This is a genomic window from Ferrimonas balearica (assembly GCF_019802055.1).
In the GTDB taxonomy this organism is placed as follows: Bacteria; Pseudomonadota; Gammaproteobacteria; order Enterobacterales; family Shewanellaceae; genus Ferrimonas; species Ferrimonas balearica_A.
In genome coordinates, this window is sequence record NZ_JAHVHW010000006.1 from 129,723 (window position 1) to 155,217 (window position 25,495).

The 25,495-nt window shown below is 61.0% G+C and carries 25 protein-coding genes; 14 read left to right on the forward strand and 11 right to left on the reverse strand.

The genetic code is table 11. The features are described 5' to 3' along the window. The first annotated feature begins 113 nt into the window (after positions 1–113). From KUV52_RS05905 to KUV52_RS05955, 11 genes are all read left to right on the forward strand, one after another. Positions 114–1,076 carry a calcium/sodium antiporter gene (locus KUV52_RS05905; protein ID WP_222525015.1) on the forward strand — a complete coding sequence of 321 codons (963 nt, stop codon included), beginning with the start codon at positions 114–116 and terminating at the stop codon, positions 1,074–1,076. A 13-nt stretch (positions 1,077–1,089) separates the two neighbouring features. After that, entirely contained in the window at positions 1,090–2,064 is a 975-nt protein-coding gene (locus tag KUV52_RS05910; RefSeq protein WP_222525016.1) for a KpsF/GutQ family sugar-phosphate isomerase, read from the forward strand. Then, entirely contained in the window at positions 2,061–2,612 is a 552-nt protein-coding gene (gene kdsC, locus KUV52_RS05915) for a 3-deoxy-manno-octulosonate-8-phosphatase KdsC (RefSeq protein ID WP_409996468.1), read from the forward strand. Before KUV52_RS05910 ends, kdsC begins: the two co-directional genes overlap by 4 nt. After that, positions 2,609–3,160 (forward strand): LPS export ABC transporter periplasmic protein LptC, encoded by a 552-nt coding sequence (lptC, locus tag KUV52_RS05920; protein WP_222525018.1) that lies wholly within the window; start codon positions 2,609–2,611, stop codon positions 3,158–3,160. Before kdsC ends, lptC begins: the two co-directional genes overlap by 4 nt. Next, entirely contained in the window at positions 3,147–3,695 is a 549-nt protein-coding gene (gene lptA, locus KUV52_RS05925) for a lipopolysaccharide transport periplasmic protein LptA (RefSeq protein WP_222525019.1), read from the forward strand. Before lptC ends, lptA begins: the two co-directional genes overlap by 14 nt. Next, on the forward strand, positions 3,692–4,423 hold the full coding sequence (gene lptB / locus KUV52_RS05930) for an LPS export ABC transporter ATP-binding protein (RefSeq protein WP_222525020.1): 732 nt from the start codon (positions 3,692–3,694) through the stop codon (positions 4,421–4,423). The genes lptA and lptB overlap by 4 nt, the downstream gene beginning before the upstream one ends. A gap of 90 nt (positions 4,424–4,513) precedes the next feature. Then, positions 4,514–5,971, forward strand: a complete 1,458-nt coding sequence (locus KUV52_RS05935) for an RNA polymerase factor sigma-54 (RefSeq protein ID WP_222525021.1) — start codon at positions 4,514–4,516, stop codon at positions 5,969–5,971. Between the two features lie 26 nt (positions 5,972–5,997). Beyond that, the gene (gene hpf / locus KUV52_RS05940; protein WP_222525022.1) at positions 5,998–6,285 is read left to right on the forward strand and encodes a ribosome hibernation promoting factor; all 288 of its coding nucleotides are present in this window, start codon (positions 5,998–6,000) and stop codon (positions 6,283–6,285) included. Beyond that, a complete protein-coding gene (gene ptsN / locus KUV52_RS05945) occupies positions 6,285–6,731 on the forward strand; it encodes a PTS IIA-like nitrogen regulatory protein PtsN (protein WP_222525023.1) in 447 nt (148 codons plus the stop codon). Before hpf ends, ptsN begins: the two co-directional genes overlap by 1 nt. Continuing rightward, complete coding sequence (gene rapZ, locus KUV52_RS05950; protein WP_222525024.1) at positions 6,728–7,576, forward strand: RNase adapter RapZ; 849 nt, start codon at positions 6,728–6,730, stop codon at positions 7,574–7,576. Before ptsN ends, rapZ begins: the two co-directional genes overlap by 4 nt. A 1-nt stretch (position 7,577) precedes the next feature. Continuing rightward, on the forward strand, positions 7,578–7,847 hold the full coding sequence (locus KUV52_RS05955) for an HPr family phosphocarrier protein (protein WP_222525025.1): 270 nt from the start codon (positions 7,578–7,580) through the stop codon (positions 7,845–7,847). 3 nt (positions 7,848–7,850) lie between these two features. Here KUV52_RS05955 and KUV52_RS05960 read toward each other — a convergent pair whose 3' ends face one another. Further along, on the reverse strand, positions 7,851–8,321 hold the full coding sequence (locus KUV52_RS05960) for a DUF4174 domain-containing protein (protein WP_222525026.1): 471 nt from the start codon (positions 8,319–8,321) through the stop codon (positions 7,851–7,853). A 55-nt stretch (positions 8,322–8,376) separates the two neighbouring features. Next, a complete protein-coding gene (locus KUV52_RS05965) occupies positions 8,377–9,033 on the reverse strand; it encodes a hypothetical protein (protein WP_222525027.1) in 657 nt (218 codons plus the stop codon). Between the two features lie 69 nt (positions 9,034–9,102). Between KUV52_RS05965 and KUV52_RS05970 the strand changes: the two genes are divergently transcribed. Together KUV52_RS05970 and KUV52_RS05975 are read left to right on the forward strand one after the other, a co-directional pair. After that, positions 9,103–9,372, forward strand: a complete 270-nt coding sequence (locus KUV52_RS05970; protein WP_222525028.1) for a DUF2845 domain-containing protein — start codon at positions 9,103–9,105, stop codon at positions 9,370–9,372. A gap of 53 nt (positions 9,373–9,425) precedes the next feature. Then, the gene (locus tag KUV52_RS05975; RefSeq protein WP_222525029.1) at positions 9,426–11,006 is read left to right on the forward strand and encodes a Na/Pi cotransporter family protein; all 1,581 of its coding nucleotides are present in this window, start codon (positions 9,426–9,428) and stop codon (positions 11,004–11,006) included. A 76-nt stretch (positions 11,007–11,082) separates the two neighbouring features. Here KUV52_RS05975 and pmbA read toward each other — a convergent pair whose 3' ends face one another. Next, positions 11,083–12,420, reverse strand: a complete 1,338-nt coding sequence (gene pmbA / locus KUV52_RS05980) for a metalloprotease PmbA (protein ID WP_222525030.1) — start codon at positions 12,418–12,420, stop codon at positions 11,083–11,085. Between the two features lie 132 nt (positions 12,421–12,552). On the opposite strand from pmbA, the gene yjgA reads away from it, so the two are divergent. Next, a complete protein-coding gene (yjgA, locus tag KUV52_RS05985) occupies positions 12,553–13,068 on the forward strand; it encodes a ribosome biogenesis factor YjgA (RefSeq protein WP_222525031.1) in 516 nt (171 codons plus the stop codon). A 38-nt stretch (positions 13,069–13,106) separates the two neighbouring features. Here the strand turns inward: yjgA and KUV52_RS05990 are convergent, their stop codons facing one another. The 8 genes from KUV52_RS05990 to rng all read right to left on the reverse strand — a co-directional run bounded on the left by KUV52_RS05990 (position 13,107) and on the right by rng (position 25,486). Then, positions 13,107–14,255, reverse strand: a complete 1,149-nt coding sequence (locus KUV52_RS05990) for an ABC transporter permease (protein ID WP_222525032.1) — start codon at positions 14,253–14,255, stop codon at positions 13,107–13,109. Next, complete coding sequence (locus KUV52_RS05995; RefSeq protein WP_222525033.1) at positions 14,252–15,322, reverse strand: ABC transporter permease; 1,071 nt, start codon at positions 15,320–15,322, stop codon at positions 14,252–14,254. The genes KUV52_RS05990 and KUV52_RS05995 overlap by 4 nt, the downstream gene beginning before the upstream one ends. Before the next feature lie 3 nt (positions 15,323–15,325). Further along, a complete protein-coding gene (locus KUV52_RS06000) occupies positions 15,326–16,300 on the reverse strand; it encodes an HlyD family secretion protein (protein ID WP_222525034.1) in 975 nt (324 codons plus the stop codon). After that, entirely contained in the window at positions 16,300–17,622 is a 1,323-nt protein-coding gene (locus KUV52_RS06005) for a TolC family protein (protein ID WP_222525035.1), read from the reverse strand. The genes KUV52_RS06000 and KUV52_RS06005 overlap by 1 nt, the downstream gene beginning before the upstream one ends. Positions 17,623–17,767: 145 nt before the next feature. After that, positions 17,768–19,216, reverse strand: coding sequence for a metalloprotease TldD (gene tldD / locus KUV52_RS06010; RefSeq protein ID WP_222525036.1), 1,449 nt, complete (start codon positions 19,214–19,216; stop codon positions 17,768–17,770). Between the two features lie 27 nt (positions 19,217–19,243). After that, the gene (locus KUV52_RS06015; RefSeq protein WP_222525037.1) at positions 19,244–20,074 is read right to left on the reverse strand and encodes a carbon-nitrogen hydrolase family protein; all 831 of its coding nucleotides are present in this window, start codon (positions 20,072–20,074) and stop codon (positions 19,244–19,246) included. Continuing rightward, positions 19,977–24,002 carry a YhdP family protein gene (locus KUV52_RS06020; RefSeq protein WP_222525038.1) on the reverse strand — a complete coding sequence of 1,342 codons (4,026 nt, stop codon included), beginning with the start codon at positions 24,000–24,002 and terminating at the stop codon, positions 19,977–19,979. Before KUV52_RS06020 ends, KUV52_RS06015 begins: the two co-directional genes overlap by 98 nt. Next, a complete protein-coding gene (gene rng / locus KUV52_RS06025; protein ID WP_222525039.1) occupies positions 23,999–25,486 on the reverse strand; it encodes a ribonuclease G in 1,488 nt (495 codons plus the stop codon). The genes KUV52_RS06020 and rng overlap by 4 nt, the downstream gene beginning before the upstream one ends. Positions 25,487–25,495 lie beyond the last annotated feature (9 nt).

The window sequence follows — 25,495 nt, forward strand, 5'->3', positions numbered from 1 at the left end:
GCGAGGTAAGAGGTCCATTCTACGGCGGGAACAACCGCTTAACAATCTGCTGCTCTTTTCTTTTCCGACGCTTCAGGGGACAATGCGCGGATTATTTTTCACCCCTGATCACCATGCTACTGAACCTGTTGATGCTACTGGGCGGCTTGCTGCTGCTGGTTTGGAGTGCCGACCGCTTTGTTTATGGCGCCGCCGCTTTAGCCCGTAACCTGGGTCTGCCCCCTCTCATCATCGGCCTGACCATTGTCTCCATGGGCTCCTCTGCTCCGGAAGCCATGGTCGCCACCACCGCCGCCATGAACGGTCTGCTTGATACCGCCGTGGGCAACGTCATCGGCTCCAACATCACCAACATTACGCTGATTCTGGGCGCGACCGCCCTGCTGCGTCCCATGGTGGTGGGCAGTTCCACGCTGATGAAAGAGATGCCCCTGATGCTGGCCGGTACCGTTCTGGCCGGTTACCTGATGCAGGATCTGCTGCTGGACTTCACCGATGGCGTCATCCTGATGCTGGCATTTATTGTGGTGATCAGCACCCTGACCTGGGCCGCCTGGCGCAACCGGGAAACCGACCCAATGACGGCGGATTCAGAGGCAGAGATCCCCGAAGATGTCCCCATGGGCCAGGCGATACTCTGGCTGCTGGTGGGCATGGCCCTGCTGCCGTTGGCATCGAACCTGATGGTGGACGGTGCGGTCTATATCGCCAAGTGGTTTGGTCTGTCCGACCTGGTGATCGGCCTGACCATCATCGCCGTCGGCACCAGCCTGCCGGAACTGGCGGCCTGTATTGCCGGTGTGCTCAAGAACGAAGATGACCTGGCCATTGGTAACGTGGTGGGTTCCAACCTGTTCAATATTCTGGCGGTTCTGGCGCTGCCAGCCCTGATTGCCGGCGGCTCCATCAGTGAACTGGCCGCTGGCCGGGACTTCTATGTGATGCTGGGTACCAGCCTGGCACCGCTGCTGCTACTCTGGCTCAAACGCAGCCGCACCATCGGCCGGGTCGAAGGCGCGCTGCTGCTTATCTGTTTTATCGCTTATCAGACCAGCCTGTTTACTCAAGCAGGCTGATACGGGAGTAAAGATGCCGAACGCTTCGCAGTTTCGCGATTGGGGCCGTCGGGTCATCGAGATTGAAAAGGCCGCGATTGATGGCCTGAACCGCTTTATTGATGACGCCTTCGTGGCGGCCTGTGAAACCATCCTGGCCTGCGAGGGCAAAGTGGTGGTGATGGGGATGGGCAAGTCCGGCCATGTCGGCAATAAGATTGCCGCCACCCTGGCCAGCACCGGCACCCCGGCATTCTTTATGCACCCGGGCGAAGCCAGTCACGGTGACCTTGGCATGCTCTCCAAAGCCGATGTGGTTATCGCCATCTCCAACTCCGGGGAAGCCGGGGAGATCATGACCTTGATGCCGGTGATCCGCCGTTGGGGTGTACCGGTTATCGCCATGACCGGCAAACCGGAATCGAGCCTCGCCAAAGTGTCCCAGCATCACCTCTGCATCGCCGTGGATGAGGAAGCCTGCCCGCTGGGTCTGGCCCCCACCTCCTCCACCACCGCAACTCTGGTGATGGGGGATGCCCTGGCGGTCGCCCTGCTACAGGCCAAAGGTTTTACTGCCGATGACTTTGCGCTGTCCCACCCCGGTGGCGCGCTGGGCCGTAAACTGCTGCTGCGGGTTTCCGACCTGATGCACCATGACGAGCACCTGCCGCAGGTGACGGAAGAGGTCACCATCTCCGAAGCGCTGCTGGAAATCTCAGCCAAGGGGCTGGGTATGACCGCCGTGATCAACAAGGAGGGGCAGCTGAGTGGCCTGTTTACCGACGGTGACTTGCGCCGCGTACTGGATGCCCGCGTGGACATTCACGAGACCGCCATCGGCACCGTGATGACCCGTAACCCGGTTACGGTTACCGCTTCTCTACTCGCTGCGGAAGCCCTGAAGCTGATGGAAGAGAAGAAGATTAACGGTCTGATAATCGTTGATGAATCGGGCCGTCCCCGTGGCGCCCTCAACATGATGGACATGCTCAAGGCTGGAGTACTGTGATGGTTGAAACCCTTTACGGTCCGGTGTCGGAGGAGGTGATGGATCGCGCCACCCAGATCCGACTGCTGATCTGCGACGTTGATGGCGTGTTTTCCGATGGTCGCATCTACCTCGGCAATAACGGGGAGGAGCTGAAAGCGTTCCACACCCGTGACGGATTCGGCATCAAAGCGATTCAGAATGCCGGCATTGCGGTGGCGGTGATCACCGGCCGCAACTCCGCCATCGTCGAACGCCGCATGACCGCACTTGGGGTGTCTCACATCCATCAGGGCTGTGAGGACAAAGTGGCGGTCTATCAGGATCTGCTGACGCAGTTGAACCTGACTCCGGAGGCCTGTGCCTACATCGGTGATGACCTGGTGGATCTGGCTGTTATGAAGCAGGTTGGCCTGGCGGTTGGTGTGGAAGACGCCCACCCAGCCCTGCTCCCCCACTGCCACTACCGCACCCGCATCCGCGGCGGCTTTGGCGCCGTGCGTGAGCTGTGCGACCTGCTGCTGCAGGCCCAGGGCAACCTGGCTCAGGCCAAAGGGATGTCGGTATGAAGCGTGAGCTGCTCGCCGGACTGTTACTGCTGCTGGCCGCGGGTGCCCTGTACTGGCGCAACCTGCAGATCGAAGAACAGACCCCGCAGCAACTGGCGGAAGCGGAGCCGGACTTTGTGGCCCGGGCACTGCGTACCCGCAGCTACGATGAGAACGGCCGACTGGCGGCTCAAATCGCGGCCGAGAGCATGCGCCACTTCCAGGAGGAGCAGCGCACCGAGTTTACCGATCCGGTGTACCTGATCTATCCCGAAAATACCGATGGTGTCTGGAAAGTACAGGCGCAGCAGGGCCACCTCAGTGGCACCCGCCATGTTGCGCTGGAAAAGGATGTTATTATTACCGCCATTGAGCCCAACGAACCGCTGCGGACCATCCGCACCGAGTCATTGAAGCTGGATCTGGAAACCATGGTGCTGACCACTGACGATCCGATCCGGGCATTGGGGGAAACCTTTGAAGTTCGCGGTACCGGCCTGTGGGCCGACCTCAATCTCAACCAATTCAAACTTAACAGTAAGGTAAGCGCCTCCTATGAAGTGCCTTAAAATCCTGGCCCTGCTCCTGTCCGGCGCCATGCTGAGCGCTCCGGTTCTGGCGATGGATGACGACTACCGCCAGCCCATCAAGGTGACCTCTGACAACTCCAGCGCGGACATTCAGAGCTATACCCTGATCTACTCCGGCAATGTGCGTATTGTGCAGGGTTCCATGGAGATCAAAGCGGACGAGCTGAAAGTGATCTCCAGTGCCGAAAAGGGCAACGAGGTGATGATTGCCACCGGCAATCCGGCCACCTACACCCAGATGATGGAGAATGGCCTGCCTGCAGAAGCCCAGGCCAAAGAGATCCGTTACGAGGTACGTACCCGCCAGCTGACCCTGAGCGGTGACGCCCAATTGAGCCAAGCCGGCAGCCTGATGCGTGGCAACACCATCAGCTATAACGTCGAGAAGCAGCAGCTGATCGCCGAAGGCAAAGAGGATGAGCAGATCACCACCATCTTCCTGCCCGCTGACCTCGACAATGAGAGCAAAGACGAAAAGCAGGAAGAGAAGCCGGACGCGGAGCCGAAGCCATGAGTGACTCTATCCTCAAGGCAGAACAGCTGGCCAAAGCCTATAACGGCCGCCAGGTGGTAAAGAGCGTGGGCCTGGAGGTCAAAACCGGCCAGATCGTGGGCCTGCTCGGCCCTAACGGCGCTGGCAAAACCACCACTTTCTATATGGTGGTGGGCCTGGTTCAGAACGATAAGGGCCGCATCACCATTGATGAGCGGGACATCACCGCCCTGCCAATGCACAGCCGCGCCCGCCAGGGGATCGGCTATTTGCCTCAGGAATCCTCCATCTTCCGCAAGCTGTCGGTCTACGACAACTTGATGGCCGTACTCCAGATCCGCAAGGAGCTGAGTAAGGCACAGCGCGAGGAGAAGCTGGAGCAACTCCTGGAGGAGTTCAATATTACCCACATCCGTGACAGCCTTGGCATGAGCCTGTCCGGTGGTGAGCGTCGCCGGGTGGAGATCGCCCGGGCATTGGCTGCGGATCCCAAATTCATTCTGCTTGATGAACCCTTCGCCGGTGTGGATCCCATCTCGGTGATCGACATCAAGAAGATCATCCAACAACTCAAGGATCGGGGTCTGGGTGTCTTGATTACCGACCATAACGTGCGGGAAACTCTCGATGTTTGTGAGTACGCTTACATCGTGAGCCACGGCGAAATGATCGCCCGTGGTGCCCCTCAAGAGGTACTCGAGAACAAGCTGGTCCGCTCCGTGTACTTGGGCGATCAGTTCAGGTTATAGTGGCAACCCTCCTAACGGCAGGGGCTTTCCCTGCCAGCACAGTTCGACGGTACCAGGGAAGCATCGCGTGATAAGGATCGACGCTCGTTGATGAAAACTTCGCTTCAGCTAAAACTCGGCCAGCAGCTGACCATGACCCCACAGTTGCAGCAAGCGATTCGCCTGCTGCAACTTTCGACGCTGGATCTGCAACAGGAGATCCAGGAAGCGCTTGAGTCGAATCCGCTGCTGGAAACCGCTGAAGAGCTGGACCGCGAACTCGGCGGCGATAACGACGACCGACTCGATGACACCCCCACCCCCTCCGCCAGCAGCGATGAGCTGGAAACCCCTGAAGCCTTGAATCAGACTGAGATGCCGGATGAACTTCCGGTAGACAGCACCTGGGATGATGTTTACAGCGCCGCACCCGCCGCCAGTGTCGGTGTCAGCCGCGACGACGACAACCTGTACCAGGGTGAAACCAGCGATGACCTGCACAGCCACCTGATGTGGCAGATGGAACTCACTCCCATGAGTGACACCGATCGGGCCATCGCCACCACCATTATTGATGCGGTGGATGAGCACGGATACCTGACCGTCAGTCTGGATGAGATCCTCGAAGCGCAGGGCGATCCGGAACTGGAGTTGGACGAAGTGGTGGCGGTACTCAAGCGGGTTCAGCAGTTCGATCCCATCGGCTCCGCCTCCCGGGATCTGGCAGAGTGCCTGCTGATTCAACTGGCTCAATTTGCCTCGGACACCCCCTGGTTGGCCGAAGCGAAACTGCTGCTTACCGAACACATGGATCTGTTGGCGAATCGGGACTTTCGTACCCTGATCCGGCGCACTAAACTCAAAGAAGAAGAGTTAAGGGCCGCCATGCAACTGATCCAGTCCCTCAATCCCCGTCCCGGAAGCAGCATCATCTCCACGGAAGACCAATACGTCATCCCGGACGTGTCTGTGACCAAAAAACAGGGGCGGTGGGTGGTTGAACTCAACCCGGACGCCACGCCCAAAATCCGCATCAATGAACAGTATGCGGCGCTGTCCCGTGGTGCCCGCAACGCCAGTGATAGCCAGTTTGTCCGCGGACACCTTCAGGAAGCCAAGTGGTTTATCAAGAGTCTGGAGAGCCGTAACGACACTCTGCTCAAGGTGGCCAACTGCATCGTACAGTTTCAGCAAGGGTTCCTGGAGTACGGTGACGAAGCGATGAAGCCGATGGTGCTTAATGACGTTGCCGAAGCGGTGGATATGCATGAATCCACCATCTCCCGGGTCACCACTCAGAAGTTCATTCATACCCCCCGCGGCATCTATGAACTCAAGTATTTCTTCTCCAGCCATGTCAGCACAGACAGTGGCGGAGAGTGCTCATCTACCGCCATCCGCGCTCTGATTAAGAAGTTGGTGGCGGCGGAAAACCCGAAAAAGCCGCTCAGTGATAGCAAGATGGCGCAACTTCTCGCGGAGCAGGGTATCCAGGTCGCACGCCGAACGGTGGCGAAGTACCGGGAAGCTCTCTCCATCCCCCCGTCGAATCAGCGCAAAAGCCTGTAACGACGCGATATCAAGGAGGTCACCCTATGCAGATCAACCTTACCGGGCATCACATCGAGATCACCGACTCCCTGCGGGACTACGTCCACAGCAAGTTTGAGAAGCTGGAGCGACACTTTGACCACATCAACAATGTGCATGTGGTTCTCAACGTCCAGAAACTGCAACAGATCGCGGAAGCTAAGCTGCACGTTAACGGGGGAGAGGTCTACGCTACCCATGAGCATGAGAGCATGTATGCGGCTATCGATGGGCTGATCGACAAACTCGATCGGCAAGTAATCAAACATAAAGAGAAACTGTCCCGGCACTGATGGAGATCACCGAGCTGTTATCCCCGGAGCGGACCTTGTGCGCCGCTCCGGGGTTAAGCAAAAAGCGGGCATTGGAGCTGATCAGCGAACTGGCATCAGCGCAGTGTCCCGACCTTCCCAAGCACGAACTGTTTGAGAGTCTGCTCGCCCGTGAAAAGGTGGGCAGTACCGGCATCGGCAATGGCATCGCCCTGCCCCACGGGCGCCTGAGCAAAATCGAGCACCCGATTGCGGTGCTGATCAAGTGCGATGAGCCCATCCCCTTTGATGCCATCGACAGCAAGCCGGTGGACCTGCTCTTTGCCCTGTTTGTCCCCGAGTCTGAACACCAGCAACACTTGGCCACCCTGGCCGAGGTGGCGCGCAAGCTCAGCCAGAAAGAGGTCTGCAGAGCCCTGCGTAAAGCCGGCGACAACCACACCCTTTTCGAGGCCATCACCCAGTGAAGCTGATCATCCTCTCGGGCCGTTCCGGCGCCGGTAAATCCGTTGCTCTCCGGGTTCTTGAGGATCTGGGCTACTACTGCGTCGATAACCTGCCACCGGAACTGATGCCCGCGCTTCTGAAGAGCCAGAAGGGGCAGAATGACCTTGTCGCAGTGAGTCTGGATATTCGTAACCTGCCGCTGGAAACGCTGGACGTACAACGTCTTAAACAGCGTTTGGACGACGACATTGAGGTTACCATCTACTACCTTGATGCGTCCGACGAAAACCTGCTGCGCCGCTACAGCGAAACCCGACGTCTTCACCCCCTGTCCCGTGACGGACGCACGCTGGCGGAAGCGATTGCCACCGAGCGCACGCTGCTGGAGCCCCTGGCGCAGGAGTGTGATCACCACATCCGCACCGACGACATGTCCGTCCACCAACTGGCGGATACCCTGCGGGAGCGGTTGCTGGGCAAACCTGAGGGGGAGATGATGCTGGTGTTTGAGTCCTTCGGGTTCAAGCACGGCATGCCCAAGCAGGCCGACTACATGTTTGACGTTCGCTTTCTGCCCAACCCCCATTGGGATCCGACTCTACGTCCGCTGACCGGAAAGGATGAAGCGGTAAAAGACTACTTCCGAAGCCAGGAGAGTGTGACCCGCTTTGTGGACCACACCGAGCGCTTCCTGCTCAACTGGATGCCGATGCTGGAGCGCAACAACCGCGCCTATCTGACCGTGGCCATCGGCTGCACCGGCGGACAGCACCGCAGCGTTTACGTGGCCGAAGCACTGGCCCAGCGCTTTGCCGCCTATCGTTCTCAGGTTCAGGTTCACCACCGTGAGCTGAAAGAGGGCTGAGATGCTGGAGCGGCGTGTCACCATCATCAATAAGCTGGGTTTGCACGCCCGGGCCGCCACGCGCCTGGCCCAACTGGCGCAAACCTTCGATGCCCGTCTGACCCTTTTCCAGGGCGAACAACAGGCGACCGCAGACAGCGTTCTGGGGTTACTGTTGCTGCAAAGCTGTCAGGGTAAAGAGGTGCTGATCCGGGCCGAGGGGCCTCAGGCGGAGCCCGCTCTGGATGCGGTCTGCCAATTGATTGCCGCCCGTTTCGACGAGGCGGAGTGAGGGCTAAAGTCGCCCCATCCCCTGCTCTCTCATCCGCATCGGCATGGCATCAATCACCTCATAGAGTTCGCTTTTCTCCACAGGATGATTTTGGTGAAGTTTCACTTCGCCATCTTTGCCGATCAACACCAGGGTGAACCCCTCTTCGGCAGCGATAAAGTCTTCCCGCCACTGCTGCGCATCACTCTCGGTCAGCGTTTCACCCTCCAGCGACACCGACTCGCCCACCACCCGGAAGATCAGCAGGTCGCGCTCTCTGAGCCCCTCAACCATCCCTTCCAGGTGCTGTTGCTGGTCCTGCCAGAGCGGGTGCTGTTCCGATGGGGCAAAAACCACCAAAGCCCGATGATGCCAACGCATGGCCGATAACGGGTCCCCACTGACCGGCACCGTAGACGACACCGAATGCAGATTAAACAGGAGCAGAATCACACCGATCACCCGCCCCATCACGGTCAACAGAAAGGTAAACATGGCGCCTCCTCCACCGAGCACCGTCGGTGACACCACTTCAAACGGAACACAGTCCCTATCCGATCCCTCCGGGGCGGTTTCCCACCCGCTGTACGCTGAGGATCAGGAACAGCTGCCCATTAAGCAGCAGGAACAGCCACCATTCGAACGCGTCCTCCCACTGTTCATAGTCCTGTTCCAGCGCCAGGTCCAATACCAGAGTCAGAAGGGCGATCAGCACAATCAGGGTACCCAGAGCCAACACCCGGCTCCCGGCCCAGCGCCAGACCGGACTCTGATAGAGCGACGCCCCAACACTCACCTGAACCAGATAGGTGCAAAGAATAAAACCCGCCACACCGATCCGCCGCAGCACCGCAAAGTGATCGTTGGCGTGCCCCAGCGTCAGCGTGTAAGTGGCCAAAGCCAGAGAGGCCAATAAAGCCAGTGGCATCATCACCCGACTCACCTTGAGTCCCTGCTGCCTCAGCCACCCCTCGCTCTGCCACCAAAACCACCACAACAGCACACAGGCGGGCAGCATCAGGCTTTTGAACAGCCAATAGGCACTGCCATAGCGGCCGGTTCGGCTGATGCTCACGCAATCAGCCCAGTAGGGGATGCACGCTGGGATCTGCTCCTCCCACAGGCTGACGCCGTAACTCAGATGGGTGGTCACCAGAGGCAACAGTGCCGCCAGCCACCCCAGCCAGAAAAGTTGTCGTTCGCTCATCAAGGCTAGGGATAGTTCATCGGCGGCGTAGACTCAAAAGTCTCCGTCACTTAATGGGGAGGATCATGGATGACCACCCACTACTGGCCTTTGCTTCTGCTCCTTTTCCCCGCTCAGTGCCTGACGGTCGAGAAAAGCCTGCACTCCGCCCGCTGCGGCACACAGCTGATCCGCACGGGAGACCCGGTCACCAAACTCCGCCGCGCCTGTGGCAAACCCATCGCCATTGATGGCAGTAGCAAGCGGCAGGAATACAGCTACCGACTTGGTCGAACCGGGGGATTCACCGTGTTTCGGATCAAAGAGAATCGCATTACTGACATCAGACTGGTGAAATGATCACCAAACCGGGTCTAGGCTCAGGTTAAGAAGCTAAGAAGTCTGGGGAAAGGATGACGGACTCCGCACTGTCGGCCGTGCTGCAGGCATTGGGTGGCCTGGGGCTGTTCCTGCTTGGCATGCTGGTCATGACCGACGCACTGAAAACACTGGCTGGCCCCGCCATGCGGCGAGCCCTGATGCGTTACACCCGCACCCCCGCCACCGGCGCCATCACCGGCTGTCTCTCTACCGCCTTACTGCAATCCTCCAGCGCCACGACGGTTGCTGCCGTGGGCTTTGTCGGCGCCGGTTTACTCAGCTTCCCCCACGCACTGGGCATCGTATTCGGAGCCAATCTGGGCACCACGGTAACCGGCTGGTTGATCACTTTGGTGGGGTTCCGACTCAAGCTCACGATCATTCTGATGCCGCTCTGCCTGCTTGGCGTATTGCTGAAGCTGTTTGCTCCCCCCCGCTGGGGACAGATCGGTTTGGCGGTGGCGGGATTTGCCTTGATCTTCTCCGGATTGGGCACGCTTCAGGAGGGGATGAGCCGCTGGGATCCCCAACTGGTGGTAACCGCTATTGGGGAACACCGACTGGGTCTGGTGCTGCTTGGGGTCCTGTTTACCCTGATCACCCAATCCTCCAGCGCTGGCGTGGCCACCACACTGGCCGCCCTGCACTCAGACCTGATCGCGCTGGACCAGGCGCTGCCAATGGTGGTGGGGATGGACATCGGCACTACCGCGACCGCCGCACTGGCCACCATAGGCGGTTCCGCAGCGGTACGCCGAACCGGCTTTTCCCACGTAATATTCAACCTGTTTACCGGCACCGGCGCGCTGCTGCTGATCTCCCCCTACCTGTGGTTCTGCAACCAGTTTTTCGTCAGCCAAACCAGTCCGGAGCTGCTGCTGGTTATCTTTCACAGTCTCTTTAATCTGCTGGGGGTGTGTCTGGTATTGCCCCTCACGCCCGCCTTTTCCCGACTGATGATGCGGCTTATCCCAAATCCCGGCGGTGACACCACACTGAACCTTGAGCCCTCCTGGCTGCAGGATCCCCCGATGGCACTAGGAGGCGTACTGACCGCCAGCCTGATGCAAACCACCAGCCTGTGCTCTCACCTCTCAGCCCTGCTCGGCGGGCATGGACGCAGGCAGGACCTGCAGACGTTGAAACTGCAGCTCCTGCAAAGCCGCGACTTTCTCGCTCACCTCCGTCTGCAGCCCTCCCAAAAGGCGCAGTGGTCCGCACTGCTGGACCTGATCAGCACTCAGGATCACCTTCATCGTCTGCTGGACCGCTGTGAAGAGGAGGAGGAGCGGGCGCTCACCGCACGCAGCAGCATCAGCCTGAAACGGGAGGCGAGGCAGCTGCGCGACTTGATTGATGAACTGACCTCCAGTCTGGCGGAAGGGCCAGACCAGACAATCAGTAAGCGCGCCAAATCACTCAGCAAAACACTGCGACATACTGCGTCAGAATTGCGCCTGGCGGTGATGAGTCGGATCGGTCAGGGGGATCTGGATCTGCAATCCGGTACCCAGAGACTGGAAGCGATACGCTGGCTGGAGCGGGTCAGTGCCCACCTGTCAGCGGTCCTCAGACACCTGCAGCAGGCCCGGGATCATCTGGGCAAAGAGTAACGGTGGCTCAACACCGCAGCCTGGAAACGACAACGCCGCCCAGTGGGCGGCGTTGTTCGGCACAGACAGACTGGGCTCAGTTGCCCGCCACCTTCATGGTATCCAGCAGAATAGGGCCGGTCTGCAGGCTGTGTCGCGGGTCAACATCAGAACCCACTGCCACCATGGAGCGGTACATCTGCTTAAGGTTACCGGCGATGGTGATCTCATGGACCGGATACTGGATCTCACCGTTCTCCACCCAGAAACCCGCCGCGCCGCGGGAGTAATCACCAGTGACGCCATTCACGCCCTGCCCCATCAGTTCGGTGACATAGAGGCCGGTGCCCATCTGTTTCAGCAGAGAGGCCAGATCGCCGCCATTGCGCTTCACCTGCCAGTTGTAGATGCCCCCGGCGTGGCCGGTATTGGTCATCCCCAGGCGACGGGCGGAGTAGGCGGTCAGCAGATAGGACTTCAGCACCCCATCGCGCACGATGTCCCGTGCCTGAGTCGCCACCCCTTCACCATCAAAGGGCGCAGACGCCAGCCCGTTCAGCAGGTGCGGGTTCTCCTCGATGCTGAACCACTCCGGGAAGATCCCGGTGCCCAGGCTGTCCTTCAGGAAGCTGGCATCCCGGTACAGGCTGGCACCGGAGATGGCGCCCACCAGATGGCCCAGCAGGCCGGTGGCCAGGTCTGCGCTGAACAGGATCGGGACCTGACAGGTGCCGATTTTGCGCGCCCCCAGACGGGAAGCCGTATCCAGACCCGCCTGACGCCCCACCTGCTCCGGTGAAGCCAGGTCGGCAAAGCGACGGGCAACGGTGTAGTCGTAATCGCGCTCCATCCCCTGCTCATCCTGGCCAATCACCACACAGGACAAACTGTGACGGGAACTGGCGTAACTGCCGATAAAGCCGTGGCTGTTGCCGTAGACCTTGATCCCCTCATGGCTGTTAAAGCTGGCCCCATCGGAGTTGACGATGCGCGGGTCCGCAGCCAGTGCGGCGGCCTCACAACGGGCGGCCATCTCGGCCCCCTGCTCCGGGGTAAAGGCCTCAGGATGATAGAGGTCCAGTTGCGGCAGCGACGCGGGCATCCGGTCGGCGTCCGCCAGGCCGTTGTATTGGTCTGCGGTGGTTTGAGCGGCGATGGTGGCGGCGGCCTGCACCGCAGCACGGATCGCCTGCTCGGAAAGGTCTGAGGTGGAGGCGTTGCCTTTAGCGCCGCCACGATACACCGAGATCCCCAGTGCTCCGTCCTTGTTGAACTCCACGGTCTCCACCTCGCCATGACGGGTGGATACAGACAGCCCCTGCTGTTTGTGGATGGCCACTTCGGCCCCGTCCAGGCCCAATGCCTTGGCGGCATCCAGGGCGCAGGCTACGGCCTGCTCCAGAACCTCTTGCTGTTGCACTAACGGCTCGCTCATCGGTCACACTGCTCTTGGTATTGCGAAGCGGACAGGATAACAGAGCCCGCTTCCCGCGTCCTGCTGTCCATTTGCGGGATCTGTTGGCGTCCCATCTGGTAAAATAGGCGTTTTTAGCCTCCGGAGTGAACCATGGTGGAGTACGAAGACTATTTCGAAGACGATTTCATCAGCAAAAGCCAACTGAAGCGGGAAGCGGAGGCGTTGCAGCAGCTGGGTGAAGATCTTCTCAGACTCACCAAAGCGGAACTGGCCAAGGTGCCGCTGGATGAGGATCTGGCGGATGCGTTTGCCCTCGCCCACAAGATCAAGGGCAAGCACGAAGCCTACCGTCGTCAGGTGCAGTACATCGGCAAGATGATGCGCAGCCGCGATCCGGAGCCGCTGCAGGAAGCGCTGGATAAGATCCGCAATAAGCACAACCAGGCCACTGCCGAGTTCCACAAGCTGGAGCAATTGCGGGATCGCCTGTTGTCCGGCGGCAACGATGCCCTGCAGGAAGTGCTGGCCGAGCACCCGGCCCTGAGCGAAGAGATGCAGCGCCTGCGCCAGTTGATTCGCCAAGCGGCGAAAGAGCAGAAAGAGAGCAAGCCACCCAAATCCAGTCGGGAGCTGTTCAAGCTGCTGCGCAGCACCTTGATGGATTAAAAAAGGGCGGTCAGTGACCGCCCTTTTTTGTTGCCTGTTCAGGTGGAGGGGTTCATCAGCGCCTGCCGCCGTTTCATGCCCAATACCGCCAGCGTGCCATAGGCCAATGCCTGGCCCCACAGGGTCAGCAGTTGGGGCATCAGGTCAGCGGGCGCCGCACCCAGCTGGTTCAGGCGAATCATCCCCTGCATCATCGGTTCCGCAGGGACCAGCCCCCATACTCCCACCAGCCACATTGGCAACGCCTCAACGGGCCAGACAAACCCGGCGATAAAGAGCAGTGGCATGGAGCTGAGCACCAGGATCTGACTCAGCAGATCGCGACGGGTCACCAGGGAAGCCAGAAAGATGCCGAACGATGCGGTTGCCAGCAGGAATGGCAGCAGCAGGCCCCACAGGGCCCAGAGCGAGCCCATCAGTTCCACATCGTAGAACGCCAGAGCGGGCCCCAGGTACCAGCACGCCGCCAGGGCAAACGCCGGCACCAGCAGAGCCAGATCCACCCGGTACAACCCCCAGGCGGAAGCCTGTTGCCAGTGTCCCGCACGGCCCCACCGACCAGTGCCGATCAACGCCGCACAGATCAGCATCAGCTGGTGCAGAATCAGCACAAACAGACCCGGCAGGACGTAACTGAGGTAACCCAGTCCCGGGTTACTGGCGGGCACCACATTGAGATCTACCCCACCGAGTCGGCTGGTCTGCACCGCATAGCCATCGCCGGCAAACACCTGACGGGCCACCCGCACATGCCCGCTCAGTACCGTGGCCGCCGCCGTCACCGACTCCGCGATGGTGCCGTAGGGCAGGAAGTAGTTGGCATTGGCCGCCACCACGATATCGCCAGCCTGACCGCGACGCAGGTTGCGCTCAAACCCGGCCGGGATCCACACCATCCCCGCCGCCTGACCACTGAGCACCAGTTCCCGGGCTTCCGGCAACTCGGTGACCCGTGCCGAAATGGTGGCGCCGGGAGTGGCAGAGAGGGCCCGCAGCAAACGGCGACTGGCGACGGACTGGTCCTGGTCCCACACCACAACCGCCTGCTCAGTGGTGACCTCATGCAGGTAGGGCGCCGGGTAGAGCACCAAGTAGATCCCCAGGCCCGCAAAAAAGGTGATCAACAGGGCGCTGTCCCGCCCCAACTGACGAAACTCCTCCCACCACAGTGTCATCCAGCGGCTCATGGCAACTTCCTCCAGAGCCACCACAACAGCGGCAGGGGCAACAATAGGGGCCACAACTCCAGCCAGGGCGCGGTGCCCAGGCCCCGGTAACTCTGCAGCAGCGGCAGATAGTGGCTGGAGGGGATCAGGTCTGCCCACCACTGGGCCATCGTCGGCATGCTGCCGGTGGGCATGGTCAGTCCCATGTAGGTGAAGGCGGGCGTCAGCAGGGCGGCGCCACTGGACACCAGCTGTGCCGACTCACGGCCGGTTCGCACCAGGATCAGGGCCAGGGTGGCCAGGGGCACCATCAGGGGCAACAGCGCCAGCCAGAGGGGCCACAAGGGCGCATCGTGCGCCACCATCAGCAGGTCGCGCATCCAGAAGATGCCAACTCCCGCCCAAACCCACTGCACCCCAAGCACCGGCAGCAACCAGCGCCCGGGCGATCCTCCCGGTGGCGGCGTGAAGTAGAGGTTCAGCGCCGAGAAGAGCACCAGGATCTGCCAGATCGCCAGATAGAGTCCGGGCAGCAGAAACGCCGCGTAATCCATCCCCCGGTTGTTCAGCGCCGTCAGCTGCATCGCTACCGGAGAGAGTTGGTCGGCTACCGCAGAAGCCGGCAACCCCTTCGCCAACATCGCCAACGCCCCCTGTCGCTGCAGCGCATCCGCCAAAGCCAGTTGAATCGGTGCCTTAAGTCGTTTGCCCATCAGCAGATATTGGCCGTTGTAACGAACGTCCAGGGTGGGGGTCAGGCCGTGGCGCAGATCCGCGCTGAAGCTGGCAGGCACCCTCACCATGGCATACACCTCACCACGACGAATGGCGCCCGCCGCCTCCCCGGGTTCGGGATGCGCCACCAACTGGATGGCCGGCGCAGCAGACAGCGCCCGTCCCAGCTCCCGGGACAGGGCGCTGTGGTCCTCATCCACCCAGGCCACAGGCAGATCCACCGGAGAGCGGGCGGAGAAGATGGCGTACAGCAGCAGACCGGTTGCCCAGGGGGCAATCAGCAGCAGGAAGGCCTGCCAGGGGTCCCGTCTTATCCAGGCCAGAAAACGGCTGGCCAGGGGCTGAGTACTCACCGCTTACTCATCCAGCAGCACGGTCATCCCCGCGCGCAAGCCGGGGATGGGTGACAGCGGGCGAAGCTCCACTTCAAAGGTCCGCATGTCGAAGTCAGCGCCGCTTTCGGTGGCACGCCAGGTGGCAAATTCACCCTGCACCGCTCGATACGCCACCTCAAAGGGGAACGTCTGATCCAGCGCCGGAATGCGGAGGTTCACCTGTTTGCCTTTAGGGAAGTGAGACAAGCGGTCCTCACGCACCTGGAACAGGGCCCAGGCGTCGCTCATGTCCACCAGGGTCACCACTGGGAAGCCCTGCGGCGCCAACTCGCCCTCATGCAGCAGCACCTGGGCGATCTCACCGGCTCGGGGGGCACGCATCTGACTGTCTGCCAGCACCGCCTGCACCTCCGCCAGCTGGCCACGGGCCGCTTCCGCCTTACCCTGTGCCGCCTCCCGGGTCTCCTTACGGGCGCCCTCTTCGGCCATCTGGTAGAGCGCTTCCGCCGCGCTGGCCTGATATTGGGCAGCCTGCCACTGGGCGTAGGCTTCATCCCGTTTCTGACGCGCGACCACGCCATCATCAAACAAAGCCTGAACCCGCTCATAGGTGGCTTTGTACAGATTGGCCGCCGCCAGTGCACGTTGCCAATCGTCCCGGGCCGCCTGGATCTGTTGAACGCGGGCGCCAGCGTCCGCTTCCTCCTCCATCGCCTCAGCCGCTTTTACTCCGGCCTGGGCCTGTTGCAGGCGCGCCTCCAGTTCCGGGCTGGAGAGGATATAGAGCAGATCGCCTGCCGCCACCTGGTCACCCCGGCGCACTTTCAACTCGGCCACGCGACCAGCCACTTTGGAGGAAACGTGGTACTGACGTGCCTCGATGTCTCCCTGCAGCAGGTAGGGCTTGGGCTTGTACGCCTGGTACATGGCCCAGCCGCTCAGTGCGGCCAACAGGGCGACCGCGCCGCCCACCAAAAGGGTCTGATTTCTGCTCATTAGGGCCCCACCCACTCAATCATCTGTTCCATACTGCCGCCCAAGGTGCTGATCTGTGCCAGCGCAACCATGTACTGGTAGCGGGCGCGAGCTTTACCCAGCTGCACCTCCAACAAGCGCTGGTCCGCATCGACCTGCTCCAGCGAGGTGCCGAGTCCCTGACGAAACGCCAGCTCTCTCAGACGGCGGTTTTCCCTGGCCAACTGCTCGGCGCTGTCCAGGGCATGCAATTCGTATCGGGCTTGCTCCAGGTTGGCAAACTGGGAGGAGAGCAGCAGCTTCAGATCCTGCTCGGTCTGCGCTTTCCGATGGCGCGCTTCCAGCTCGGCACTTTTGGCCGCCTTCACCCGATCAGAGCGGCCATCGTTGCTGAACAGCGGCACTTTGACCCGGATCCCCACCAGCCACTCCGGTTCCAGTTCCGACAGGATGCTGTTGTCTTCAGCCAGGGTATAGCTGCCAAACAGACCCACTTCCGGCTTGTAGCGCCCACGCTCCGATTCGATGCTGCCACGGGCCTGGCGGCTTTTGGCATCGAACAGAGCCAGAGCCGGGTGCGTGGCCATCATATTGCGCTGCAACTCGCCCAGCATCGGAGTCTGCTGCGGCAGGGAATCCTGGGTAACCGGCTCCACCTGCTGAAGGTGCAGGAGGCTGTCGAGTGCCTGTTGAGCGAGGTCACGCTGACGCACGGCCTGAGCCAGTGCAACGCGGGCCTGATCCACCGCCACCGCCGCATTCATACGCTCAACAGAGGCGATCTGCCCCTGCTGCTCCAGCTTTTCAGCATTGCTCAGGTGCTTCTCCAGCGCCGCCACCTGGCTCTGTCGCAAATCCGCGTTCTGAGCGGCCAGTTGCAGGCCAAAATAGCGATCGATCAGCAGGGTAAAACGCTCCCGGCGTTTGATCTCCTGCTCCTGAGTACGAACATCCAGCTCTGCCTGCTTGACCGCCTGAGCCGCTTGAATACGACCACCGGCATAGATGGGCCAACTGCCCACCAGAGAAGCGCGATAGATATCCCGCTCTGTCAAAGGCAGGGTCGGCAGAGGAAAGGGGAGGCCGGGCAGCGCCGGATTCAGGTCCAGTGCGATGGGGTCATCCAGGTAGGCGTAGGTGCCGGACAGGGAGAGCTGGGGTAATCCCAGATCCTGGGTAACATCGCGCTCGGCCCGAGCCCGATCGGTGGCCAGTTGCTCTGCCTTAAGCAGATCGCTGGCAGATTGGAGTTGGCGCCACGCATCCGACAGCGTAAGTGGAGCCGCTTTGGCCGCCCCCGCCATCAGGGTCAGCGTCAGCGCCAGGGTCAAAGGAAGTTTCACAGGTCCCGCTCCTGAAAATTAGAGCAATTACTCTAGTGCATTATCCGGATCTGGCGATCCCTTGCAATGGTATAGGGTACACGCTTTTGAAAAACCATAGAAAAAGCGGGCCAATTTGGCCCGCTTAATTCACAAGAAAGAGAGGTTACTGGGTCCCGCCGACGGTCAGGCGATCCAGCTTCAGGGTAGGCTGGCCTACGCCAACCGGCACGCTCTGCCCCTCTTTACCGCAGATGCCGACGCCCTTATCCAGCGCCAAATCGTTGCCCACCATGGAGATGGTCTTCATCGCCTCGGGGCCGTTACCGATCAGGGTGGCGCCCTTCACCGGACGGGTCAGCTTGCCATTTTCGATCAGGTAGGCTTCGGACGCGGAGAACACGAACTTGCCGCTGGTGATGTCCACCTGGCCGCCGCCAAAGTTGGGGGCGTAGATCCCTTTCTTCACGGAACCGATGATCTCATCCGGGTGGTGTTGGCCCGCCAGCATGTAGGTGTTGGTCATACGCGGCATCGGCAGGTGGGCGTACGATTCACGGCGGCCATTACCGGTGGGCGCAACGCCCATCAGACGGGCGTTGTGCTTGTCCTGCATGTAGCCTTTGAGGATGCCGTTCTCAATCAGCACATTGTGCTGACCGGGCGTGCCTTCATCATCGATGCTCAGGCTGCCGCGGCGCCCCTCCAGGGTGCCATCATCCACGATGGTGCAGTGCTCAGAAGCCACCTGCTCACCGATGCGTCCGGAGAACAGACTGGAGCCCTTACGGTTGAAGTCCCCCTCCAGGCCGTGACCCACCGCCTCGTGCAGCAGCACACCGGGCCAGCCGGGGCCCAGTACTACCGGCATCTCTCCGGCTGGTGCCTCACCCGCTTCCAGGTTCACGCTGCCCTGACGTACCGCTTCCCGGCACAGGGCAAAAGCGCGCATTTCGCCGTTCTCGTCCAACTCCAGCAGACTGTCATAGCCGTATCGTCCCCCCATGCCTGAGGAGCCGCGCTCGCGACGATCGCCGTCCGCCATGATGACGGAGCAGTTCAGTCGGATAAGCGGGCGTACGTCGGTTGCCAGAGTGCCGTCGGAGGCTGCCACCAGCACCTCTTCGTATACGCCGCTCAGGGAGGCGATCACCTGAGTCACACGCGGGTCCAGCCCACGGGTGTACTGATCCATCTCCAGCAGCAGCTTGAGCTTGCCATCCGCACTCAGGCTGGCCAGCGGATCCATCGCAGAGTAGCGTGCTTCGGCGCTCTGGCGGGCCAGGGTTCGTACCTTGCCATTGCCACCGGCAACCGCAATACCGCGGGCGGCCTGTGCCGACTGAGTCAGCGCCAGAGCGCTGATCTCATCCGCGTAAGCAAAGCCGGTTTTCTCACCGGAGATGGCACGCACTCCCAGCCCCTTCTCGATATTGAAGGAGCCCTCCTTAACGATGCCGTCCTCCAGCACCCAGGACTCGTGTCGGCTGGCCTGAAGGTAGATATCGGCATAGTCCAGGCTGTGGTGATGCAACTGTCCCAGGGCCTGATGCAGTGCGCCCTCATCCAGCTCAGCAGGGCTTAACAGCGAGGCGGCAACGGTTTCAAAACTCACTCGTGATACTCCATCTTTGCGCCGGCCCTAGGTCAGCCGACGATGTTTCAGGGCGGGCAGGCGGTCGCGGATCCGCGCCATCTCGGCGCTGTCGATCTGTGCGCTCACCACCCCTTCGCCCTGAGGTAATTGGGCCACCACCCGGCCCCAGGGGTTCACCACCATGGAGTGACCCCAGGTTCGCCGACCGTTGGCATGTTGCCCCTGCTGGCCAGCGGCCAGCAGGTAGCACTGATTTTCAATGGCTCTGGCCCGTACCAGTATGTCCCAATGGGCATCGCCAGTGGGCTCGGTAAAGGCGGCAGGCAGCGCAATCAGCGTTGCACCGGCCTCTGCCAGAGCGCGGAACAGTTCCGGAAAGCGGACATCGTAACACACCGCCAGCCCGAGCCGCCCGAAGGGGGTATCCACCAGAGTCAGCCCGCTGCCGGGATGGGTGTGGGTGCTCTCGCGATAGCGTCCGGTACCATCCTCAACGTCCACATCGAACAGGTGGATCTTGTCGTAACGGCCCAAGCGGGTTCCATCCGGCCCATACACCAGTGACGCGGCGTAAGCCCGTCCATCCTCCGCCAGAATTGGCAGGGTGCCCGCCACCAGGTAGACCCCATACTGCCGGGCCAGTGACGCCAGCGCCGTTTGCATCGGCGCCCGGTCCGATGCGTCAGGGTGCTGATTCAGGTCTGGCTCCGCCAGTGTTGCCCAGCCTCCCTCCGTACCAAAACAGAGGGCGCACTCCGGCAGCACCACCAGTGAGGGTTCACGATGCCGGGGAAGTTGGCTCAGCCAGTGGTTCAACCGGTTCAGATTCTGCTCCGGTTGAGGCTGGCTGGTCATCTGGATCAGGTGACACCACATCCTTAGTTTCTCCTTGTCCCGATTTAGTCCCATCCCCGGACTCATCCAGCGCCTCGAGGATCCGGGCCTTGAGGGCCTCCAACTCCGCGTCGTTGGGCGCCTCGGTCACCGGCTTTTCGGGCAGTGCAATCTCCCGCTTGGTCCGGTCCACTTCGTTAAGAATAGGGTCATCCAGGGTACCGGTCAGGTGATAGCGCACCTGGGTGATCACCTCCAGAACCGGCTCCAGCATCTTGCTGACCGCAAAGGCCCCCAGTCCGATGGTCCAGGCGCCGGTACTCAAAAACACCACAGCTGGAACGCTGGAAGTCAGGGCTGGAGAGAAGGCGATCAGGTAGTCCAGTTCCCGGCTGGAGAGATCGGTCCAGCCACTGACCCGCACCGTTCCCGCCACCGAATCCATCACGCTGTCCTGGGTTTTCACCACCCCGTCCTGCACCTGAACCGTTCCCCCGAACCGGTTGAAGTGAAGGCCACTGCCAAACACGTCGGTAAAATCGAGAGAAAGCTTCCGCAGCAGGGACTCCAGGCTGAAGATAGACAGCAAACGCGCACCCCGGTCCGATACCTCAGCCAGGTGCCCTTTGCCAAGGCGGTAATCGACGTTGCCATCCAGCTCCGCCAACTCCATCTGCCAGGGAGCACCGGGCCAGGAGAGACCAAAGGTGATGGTCATATCAGAATCGCGGATGCCCTGGGACATCGACAGCTGTTTAGCCAGATCCCCCACATCGGGGCTGCGAAGCTGGCCTTCAAAGCTGGAACGACTCAGCGCTTGGTCCGGTTCCCAGCGGCCGGTCAGGCTCAGCTGGTGCCCCCCCTGGTACAGGTTGAACTGCTCAATCCGATAGATATCCCCCTCCGGCTGAGCCCGCAGTTGCGCCTGTCCGAGCTGCAAGTCGTTGACGCTCAGCGCATTGATGCTGAGATCCAGCTTCGGCATATTGCCGATCCAGGCTTTCGGGGCAGCCGGGATTGGCTCATCCGCGGTGCTGTCGTCCTCTTCGGAGATCAGGGCCAACCGGTCCGCCACCAGTCGGATCCCCTCCGACTTCAGGTCATGACCAAAGGTGGCCGTCCCCAGCAGGTTGTCGCTGTCCACCTGGAACACCCAGCCTTCACTGGTGGGTCCGCCGCTGATCAACCCGTTGCCCAGAGGCAACTGGTAGAAAGAGAGGTCACGGGCGCGCACCTCCACCTGCTGCAGAGCCGGAAACCAGCGGGACTGTTTCGGCAACGGACTGTCGTAGCTGGCAAAGCTGCTGATCAGGGGCTCCCACTGGTCAATGGCGATGGAGTCTCCCAGCCACTCAAGGTAACCACCGGGCAGGATAGGCCTTGCCGCCTGGGTGCCCAATGCAATCTGGTACGCCTGAAATCCGGTGCCCTGCGCAAAGTTCAGCTCACCGTGGAAATGGACAGAATCCGCGAGAGAAGCCAATACCTCGGCGCCTTCACCATTGCCGGTCACCGCCAGTTTCAGGTTCTGAACGGTCTCCACCTCTTTCCCCAGAGGCGCTGGCAGATCGATGGCGAGCCCCACTAGGTTGGAGCGAAGCTCCGCCTGATAATCCACACCGTGCTTGCCCACCCGCAGGGCGATCTCGCCGCCGAGCGGTGCGCCCCCAATCAGGAAGGGGTCCAGAGGACTCTGCAGGCGGTTGGGTATCCGCGCCATCTGCCAGCGGGTGGCCAGATCGATGTCCACCGCGTACTGATCGTCAACCGGCATGCCGACGATAGAGAGTTCTGAGGGCTGGTTGTAGATCCGGGCCTGAAGACCATGGACTTCAATATGGCTGTTGTTAAAGCGCAGTTCGCCACGGGTCTGTTCCAGCATCAGGGTCAGGGGCACCACCTCCACGGGGGTATCCCAGAATGCCACCCGTCCCTGCACCAACTGAGGCTGCTCCTTAACCTTGGAGCCCAGAGGGAAACGCATATCCAGCGCAACCGGCAGCCTGTCCTCAATCCGGATGGTGTTGAGGGTTTTCCCGACGCTGTCCGCCAGGAAGCTGTCCTTCATCACCTCGATGGCGTCAGCGCCGTTGGCCAGCACACTGCCCTGGATCTCCAACACCGCTTTGCTGCTGAGGCTGGGGATCGCCACATGAGCGCCCTCAACGGAGATGGGGCCCAGTTCACCGGCGCGAAGCCACAGATCCATGCGGGCGTTTTCAAACCGGGCTTCCACCAGAGCGCCCTCTACCGCAGGCCAGTCTTGCAGGAAATCGAAGGTGAGCGCCTGCATATCAAACTGGGCCAGGAAGATCCCATCATGATTCCCATAGGGGAAAGCGTTGAGGTCGCCGTGCCAGAGCAACTGAACATTGTCGCTGTGGCCCCGTTTGATGGCATTGGCTAGGTAGTCTGAGAGCCCCTCACCCATGGCCCGGCGTGGGAAGTAGCGTCCCGCCTCCCCGGCTTGCTTTAACTCAATATCACCGTAGAGCTGCAATCGGGCCGGGGCGTCTTTGGGAAAGCCCACCGCCGCCCGCAGCTGGGCATCAAGGTCCGCATTGCCAAGATGCAGCTCAGGCAAACGCAGCTGGCCGCCCTGTTGATTGGCATGCCACTCTGCAGCCAGGGCAAACTGGTCCAGCATGACCGGCTGGGGAAGTTGATCGGGCCAGGTCAGCGTCACCGCCTGAGAGGGCAGAGAGAGCACACCCCAGTCACCCTGCCAGCGTGCCACGCCACTGATCTGATCCAGACCCGGCAGGGAGCCGCTGCTGTGCCAGGCAAGATGCTCAAACGGCACTTCCACTTGCGTCTGATCGTCGCGGCGCTGCAGTCGGATTGGGCCAAACTCGCCGCTTGGGTCCAGCGCAAGCAATTCGCTTAACCGTTCGCTGCCGATCCCCGGGATCAGGCCAAACAGGGGCTCCAGGCCAGCGGCCGGCAAGGTGTTCAGCCACAACGACATATCGCGGTTGCGGTGCTTCAGGTGCAGCTGGAGCGTCGGCCAATCCACGCCATTGCTGGCAAGAGCCAGGTCCTGCCCCACCAGTTCTCCGGCAAACCACCCCTCTGAAGGGGCGGGGTACCACTGCAGCAATCCGCTGTTGAGGGTAAGGGATTGGGCATCGCCATGCTGCCAACTCAGTGCGTTTTCACCGAACTGTACCGTGGCGTTTCTCAGCCCGTTTTCATCGAGACTGGCCCAGGCCTCAAGATTCAGGACACCGCGATAATCCAGTGGGTTGTCCATCAACTGACGAGCCAGCCAATCACCGATATCCAGTTGCGCCGCTTTGACGTAGGCGCGGCCAAACAGGTGGCCATCAAAGTGGCGGTTCAGCTCCAGCGCCAACGTCAGGGTTTCGTCCTGTCGGCGGGCGGCATCCAGATACAGTTCCCCCTCGCCCAGATGGCGTCCATCCAGGTTTTTCCAGTTGAGGCTGGCCAGGTAGATGGGAGAGAGCGCGGTTTCACCCACCAGAATGCGGGCGGTCAGGTTGTGAATGGAGAGCCGTCCGAGCTGTGTCAGAAGCAGCTCACGCAGCGGCTCCAGCCGGGTACTGCTCTCCTCGTCGTCCTTATCCTGCAGGTTCAGTCCCAACTCAACGCCGTCGATGGTGATCCGTTCCAGGTAGGGGCTGAAGTTGAGCAGACTGGCCCAGAAATTCAGTTGCAGTTGGGCGGTACGGATGGTCAGAGAGTGGGGTTGGTCCGCCTGTGGGGCGATGCGCAGGCCGTGGACTGTCAGCATGGGGCCGCTGGGCTCCCAGCCCGCCCCCAACTGCGCGATCTCCAGTTGAATGCCGTAGCGCTCTTCAACCGTGTTGATCAACTCCTGACGGACACTGTCCAGCTCGGGCAGCAGGGTGCGCACCAGGCTGACCAAAAGCGCCAGTGCAACCAAGGCGGCTGCGAGGCCATACCAACACCATTTGCCTACTCCCTGGCCCAGCCGGAGTAGGGTCACATCATCACCACGTCAAACTTATCCTGGGCGTAGAGAGGCTCGGGCTTGATCCGCACCCGCTTGCCAAGATAGACCTCAAGCTCAGCCAGGCTGTGGGCCTCGTCGCCCTCCAGGATCTCCTGAACCGCCGGGGAGACGTAAGCCACAAACTCATCCGCATCGTAGGCGCGGTCCACCCGGATGATCTCCCGGTAGAGTTCATAACAGACGGTTTCCACCGTCTTGAGCTGGCCTGTGCCGCGGCACACCGGACACTCACCGCAGAGCACATGCTCCAGGCTTTCCCGGGTGCGTTTACGGGTCATCTCCACCAGACCCAGCTGGGACAGACCGCTGATGCTGGTCTTAACCCGATCCTGAGCCAGCGACAGCTCCAGATTATGCAGCACCCGATTCTTATGCTCCTCAGACACCATATCGATAAAGTCGATGATGATGATCCCGCCCAGGTTGCGCAGACGCAGCTGACGGGCGATCGCCTGAGTCGCCTCCAGGTTGGTGTTGAAGATGGTCTCTTCCAGGTTGCGATGGCCGACAAAGGCACCGGTGTTGATGTCGATGGTGGTCATCGCTTCGGTCTGATCGATGATCAGGTAGCCACCGGACTTCAGCTCCACCTTGCGCTGCAGGGCCCGCTGGATCTCGTTCTCAACATCAAACAGGTCAAAGATGGGGGCTTTGCCACGATAGTGCTCAACCGCTGCGCTGATCTCCGGCATAAACTCGGCGACAAACTCTTTGAGCGCTTCGTAGGTCATGCGCGAATCCACCTGAATCCGGTCCAGGGTTCGGGTGGCCAGATCACGGACGATACGAAGCGGCAGAGAGGGCTCTTCATAGAGCAGGGAAACCGACTTACCGGGGCGCTTGCGTCGCTCCATCACCTTGCGCCAGACGCGACGCAGGAACGCCGCATCCTGGGCCAACTCCAGCTCGGAAACGCTCTCGGACGCAGTACGGATGATGAAGCCGCCATCTTTATCGACAAACTGGCCGACGATCGACTTGAGGCGATCCCGCTCCTGAGGATCCTCCACCCGTTGGGACACCCCAACGTGAGCCGAACCCGGCATAAACACCAGATAACGGGATGGCAGCGTGATGTCTGTGGTCAGACGGGCACCCTTAGTGCCCAGGGGATCTTTCACCACCTGAACCATGATGTCCTGGCCCTGACGCACCAGAGAGACAATGTCCTCAGCCCGAAAAGCGCGGGCTTCATCCTCATCCACACACTCGGTATGGGGCACGATATCGGAGGCGTGCAGAAACGCGGCCCGCTCCTGACCGATGTCCACAAAGGCGGCCTGCATGCCCGGCAATACCCGGGTCACTTTGCCCCGGTAGATGTTACCGACAATGCCCCGGCGACTGCGTCGCTCCAGATGCACTTCCTGCAGCATGCCATGCTCCACCAGAGCCACTCGGCTCTCGGTGGGGGTTACGTTAATCAGCAGCTCCGCTGCTGCGCCTTGTGATGGCACCTTGCCTCC

Coding starts and splice junctions, on each gene's coding strand:
- KUV52_RS05970 (WP_222525028.1), top strand. CDS start 9,103: ATGACCACCCACTACTGGCCTTTGCTTCTGCTCCTTTTCCCCGCTCAG.
- KUV52_RS06000 (WP_222525034.1), bottom strand. CDS start 16,300: ATGAGCAGAAATCAGACCCTTTTGGTGGGCGGCGCGGTCGCCCTGTTG.
- KUV52_RS05965 (WP_222525027.1), bottom strand. CDS start 9,033: ATGAGCGAACGACAACTTTTCTGGCTGGGGTGGCTGGCGGCACTGTTG.
- KUV52_RS05935 (WP_222525021.1), top strand. CDS start 4,514: ATGAAAACTTCGCTTCAGCTAAAACTCGGCCAGCAGCTGACCATGACC.
- yjgA (WP_222525031.1), top strand. CDS start 12,553: ATGGTGGAGTACGAAGACTATTTCGAAGACGATTTCATCAGCAAAAGC.
- pmbA (WP_222525030.1), bottom strand. CDS start 12,420: ATGAGCGAGCCGTTAGTGCAACAGCAAGAGGTTCTGGAGCAGGCCGTA.
- KUV52_RS05905 (WP_222525015.1), top strand. CDS start 114: ATGCTACTGAACCTGTTGATGCTACTGGGCGGCTTGCTGCTGCTGGTT.
- KUV52_RS05910 (WP_222525016.1), top strand. CDS start 1,090: ATGCCGAACGCTTCGCAGTTTCGCGATTGGGGCCGTCGGGTCATCGAG.
- KUV52_RS05990 (WP_222525032.1), bottom strand. CDS start 14,255: ATGAGCCGCTGGATGACACTGTGGTGGGAGGAGTTTCGTCAGTTGGGG.
- KUV52_RS06015 (WP_222525037.1), bottom strand. CDS start 20,074: ATGTGGTGTCACCTGATCCAGATGACCAGCCAGCCTCAACCGGAGCAG.
- lptB (WP_222525020.1), top strand. CDS start 3,692: ATGAGTGACTCTATCCTCAAGGCAGAACAGCTGGCCAAAGCCTATAAC.
- KUV52_RS05960 (WP_222525026.1), bottom strand. CDS start 8,321: ATGTTTACCTTTCTGTTGACCGTGATGGGGCGGGTGATCGGTGTGATT.
- KUV52_RS05955 (WP_222525025.1), top strand. CDS start 7,578: ATGCTGGAGCGGCGTGTCACCATCATCAATAAGCTGGGTTTGCACGCC.
- KUV52_RS05975 (WP_222525029.1), top strand. CDS start 9,426: ATGACGGACTCCGCACTGTCGGCCGTGCTGCAGGCATTGGGTGGCCTG.
- hpf (WP_222525022.1), top strand. CDS start 5,998: ATGCAGATCAACCTTACCGGGCATCACATCGAGATCACCGACTCCCTG.
- lptC (WP_222525018.1), top strand. CDS start 2,609: ATGAAGCGTGAGCTGCTCGCCGGACTGTTACTGCTGCTGGCCGCGGGT.
- ptsN (WP_222525023.1), top strand. CDS start 6,285: ATGGAGATCACCGAGCTGTTATCCCCGGAGCGGACCTTGTGCGCCGCT.
- lptA (WP_222525019.1), top strand. CDS start 3,147: ATGAAGTGCCTTAAAATCCTGGCCCTGCTCCTGTCCGGCGCCATGCTG.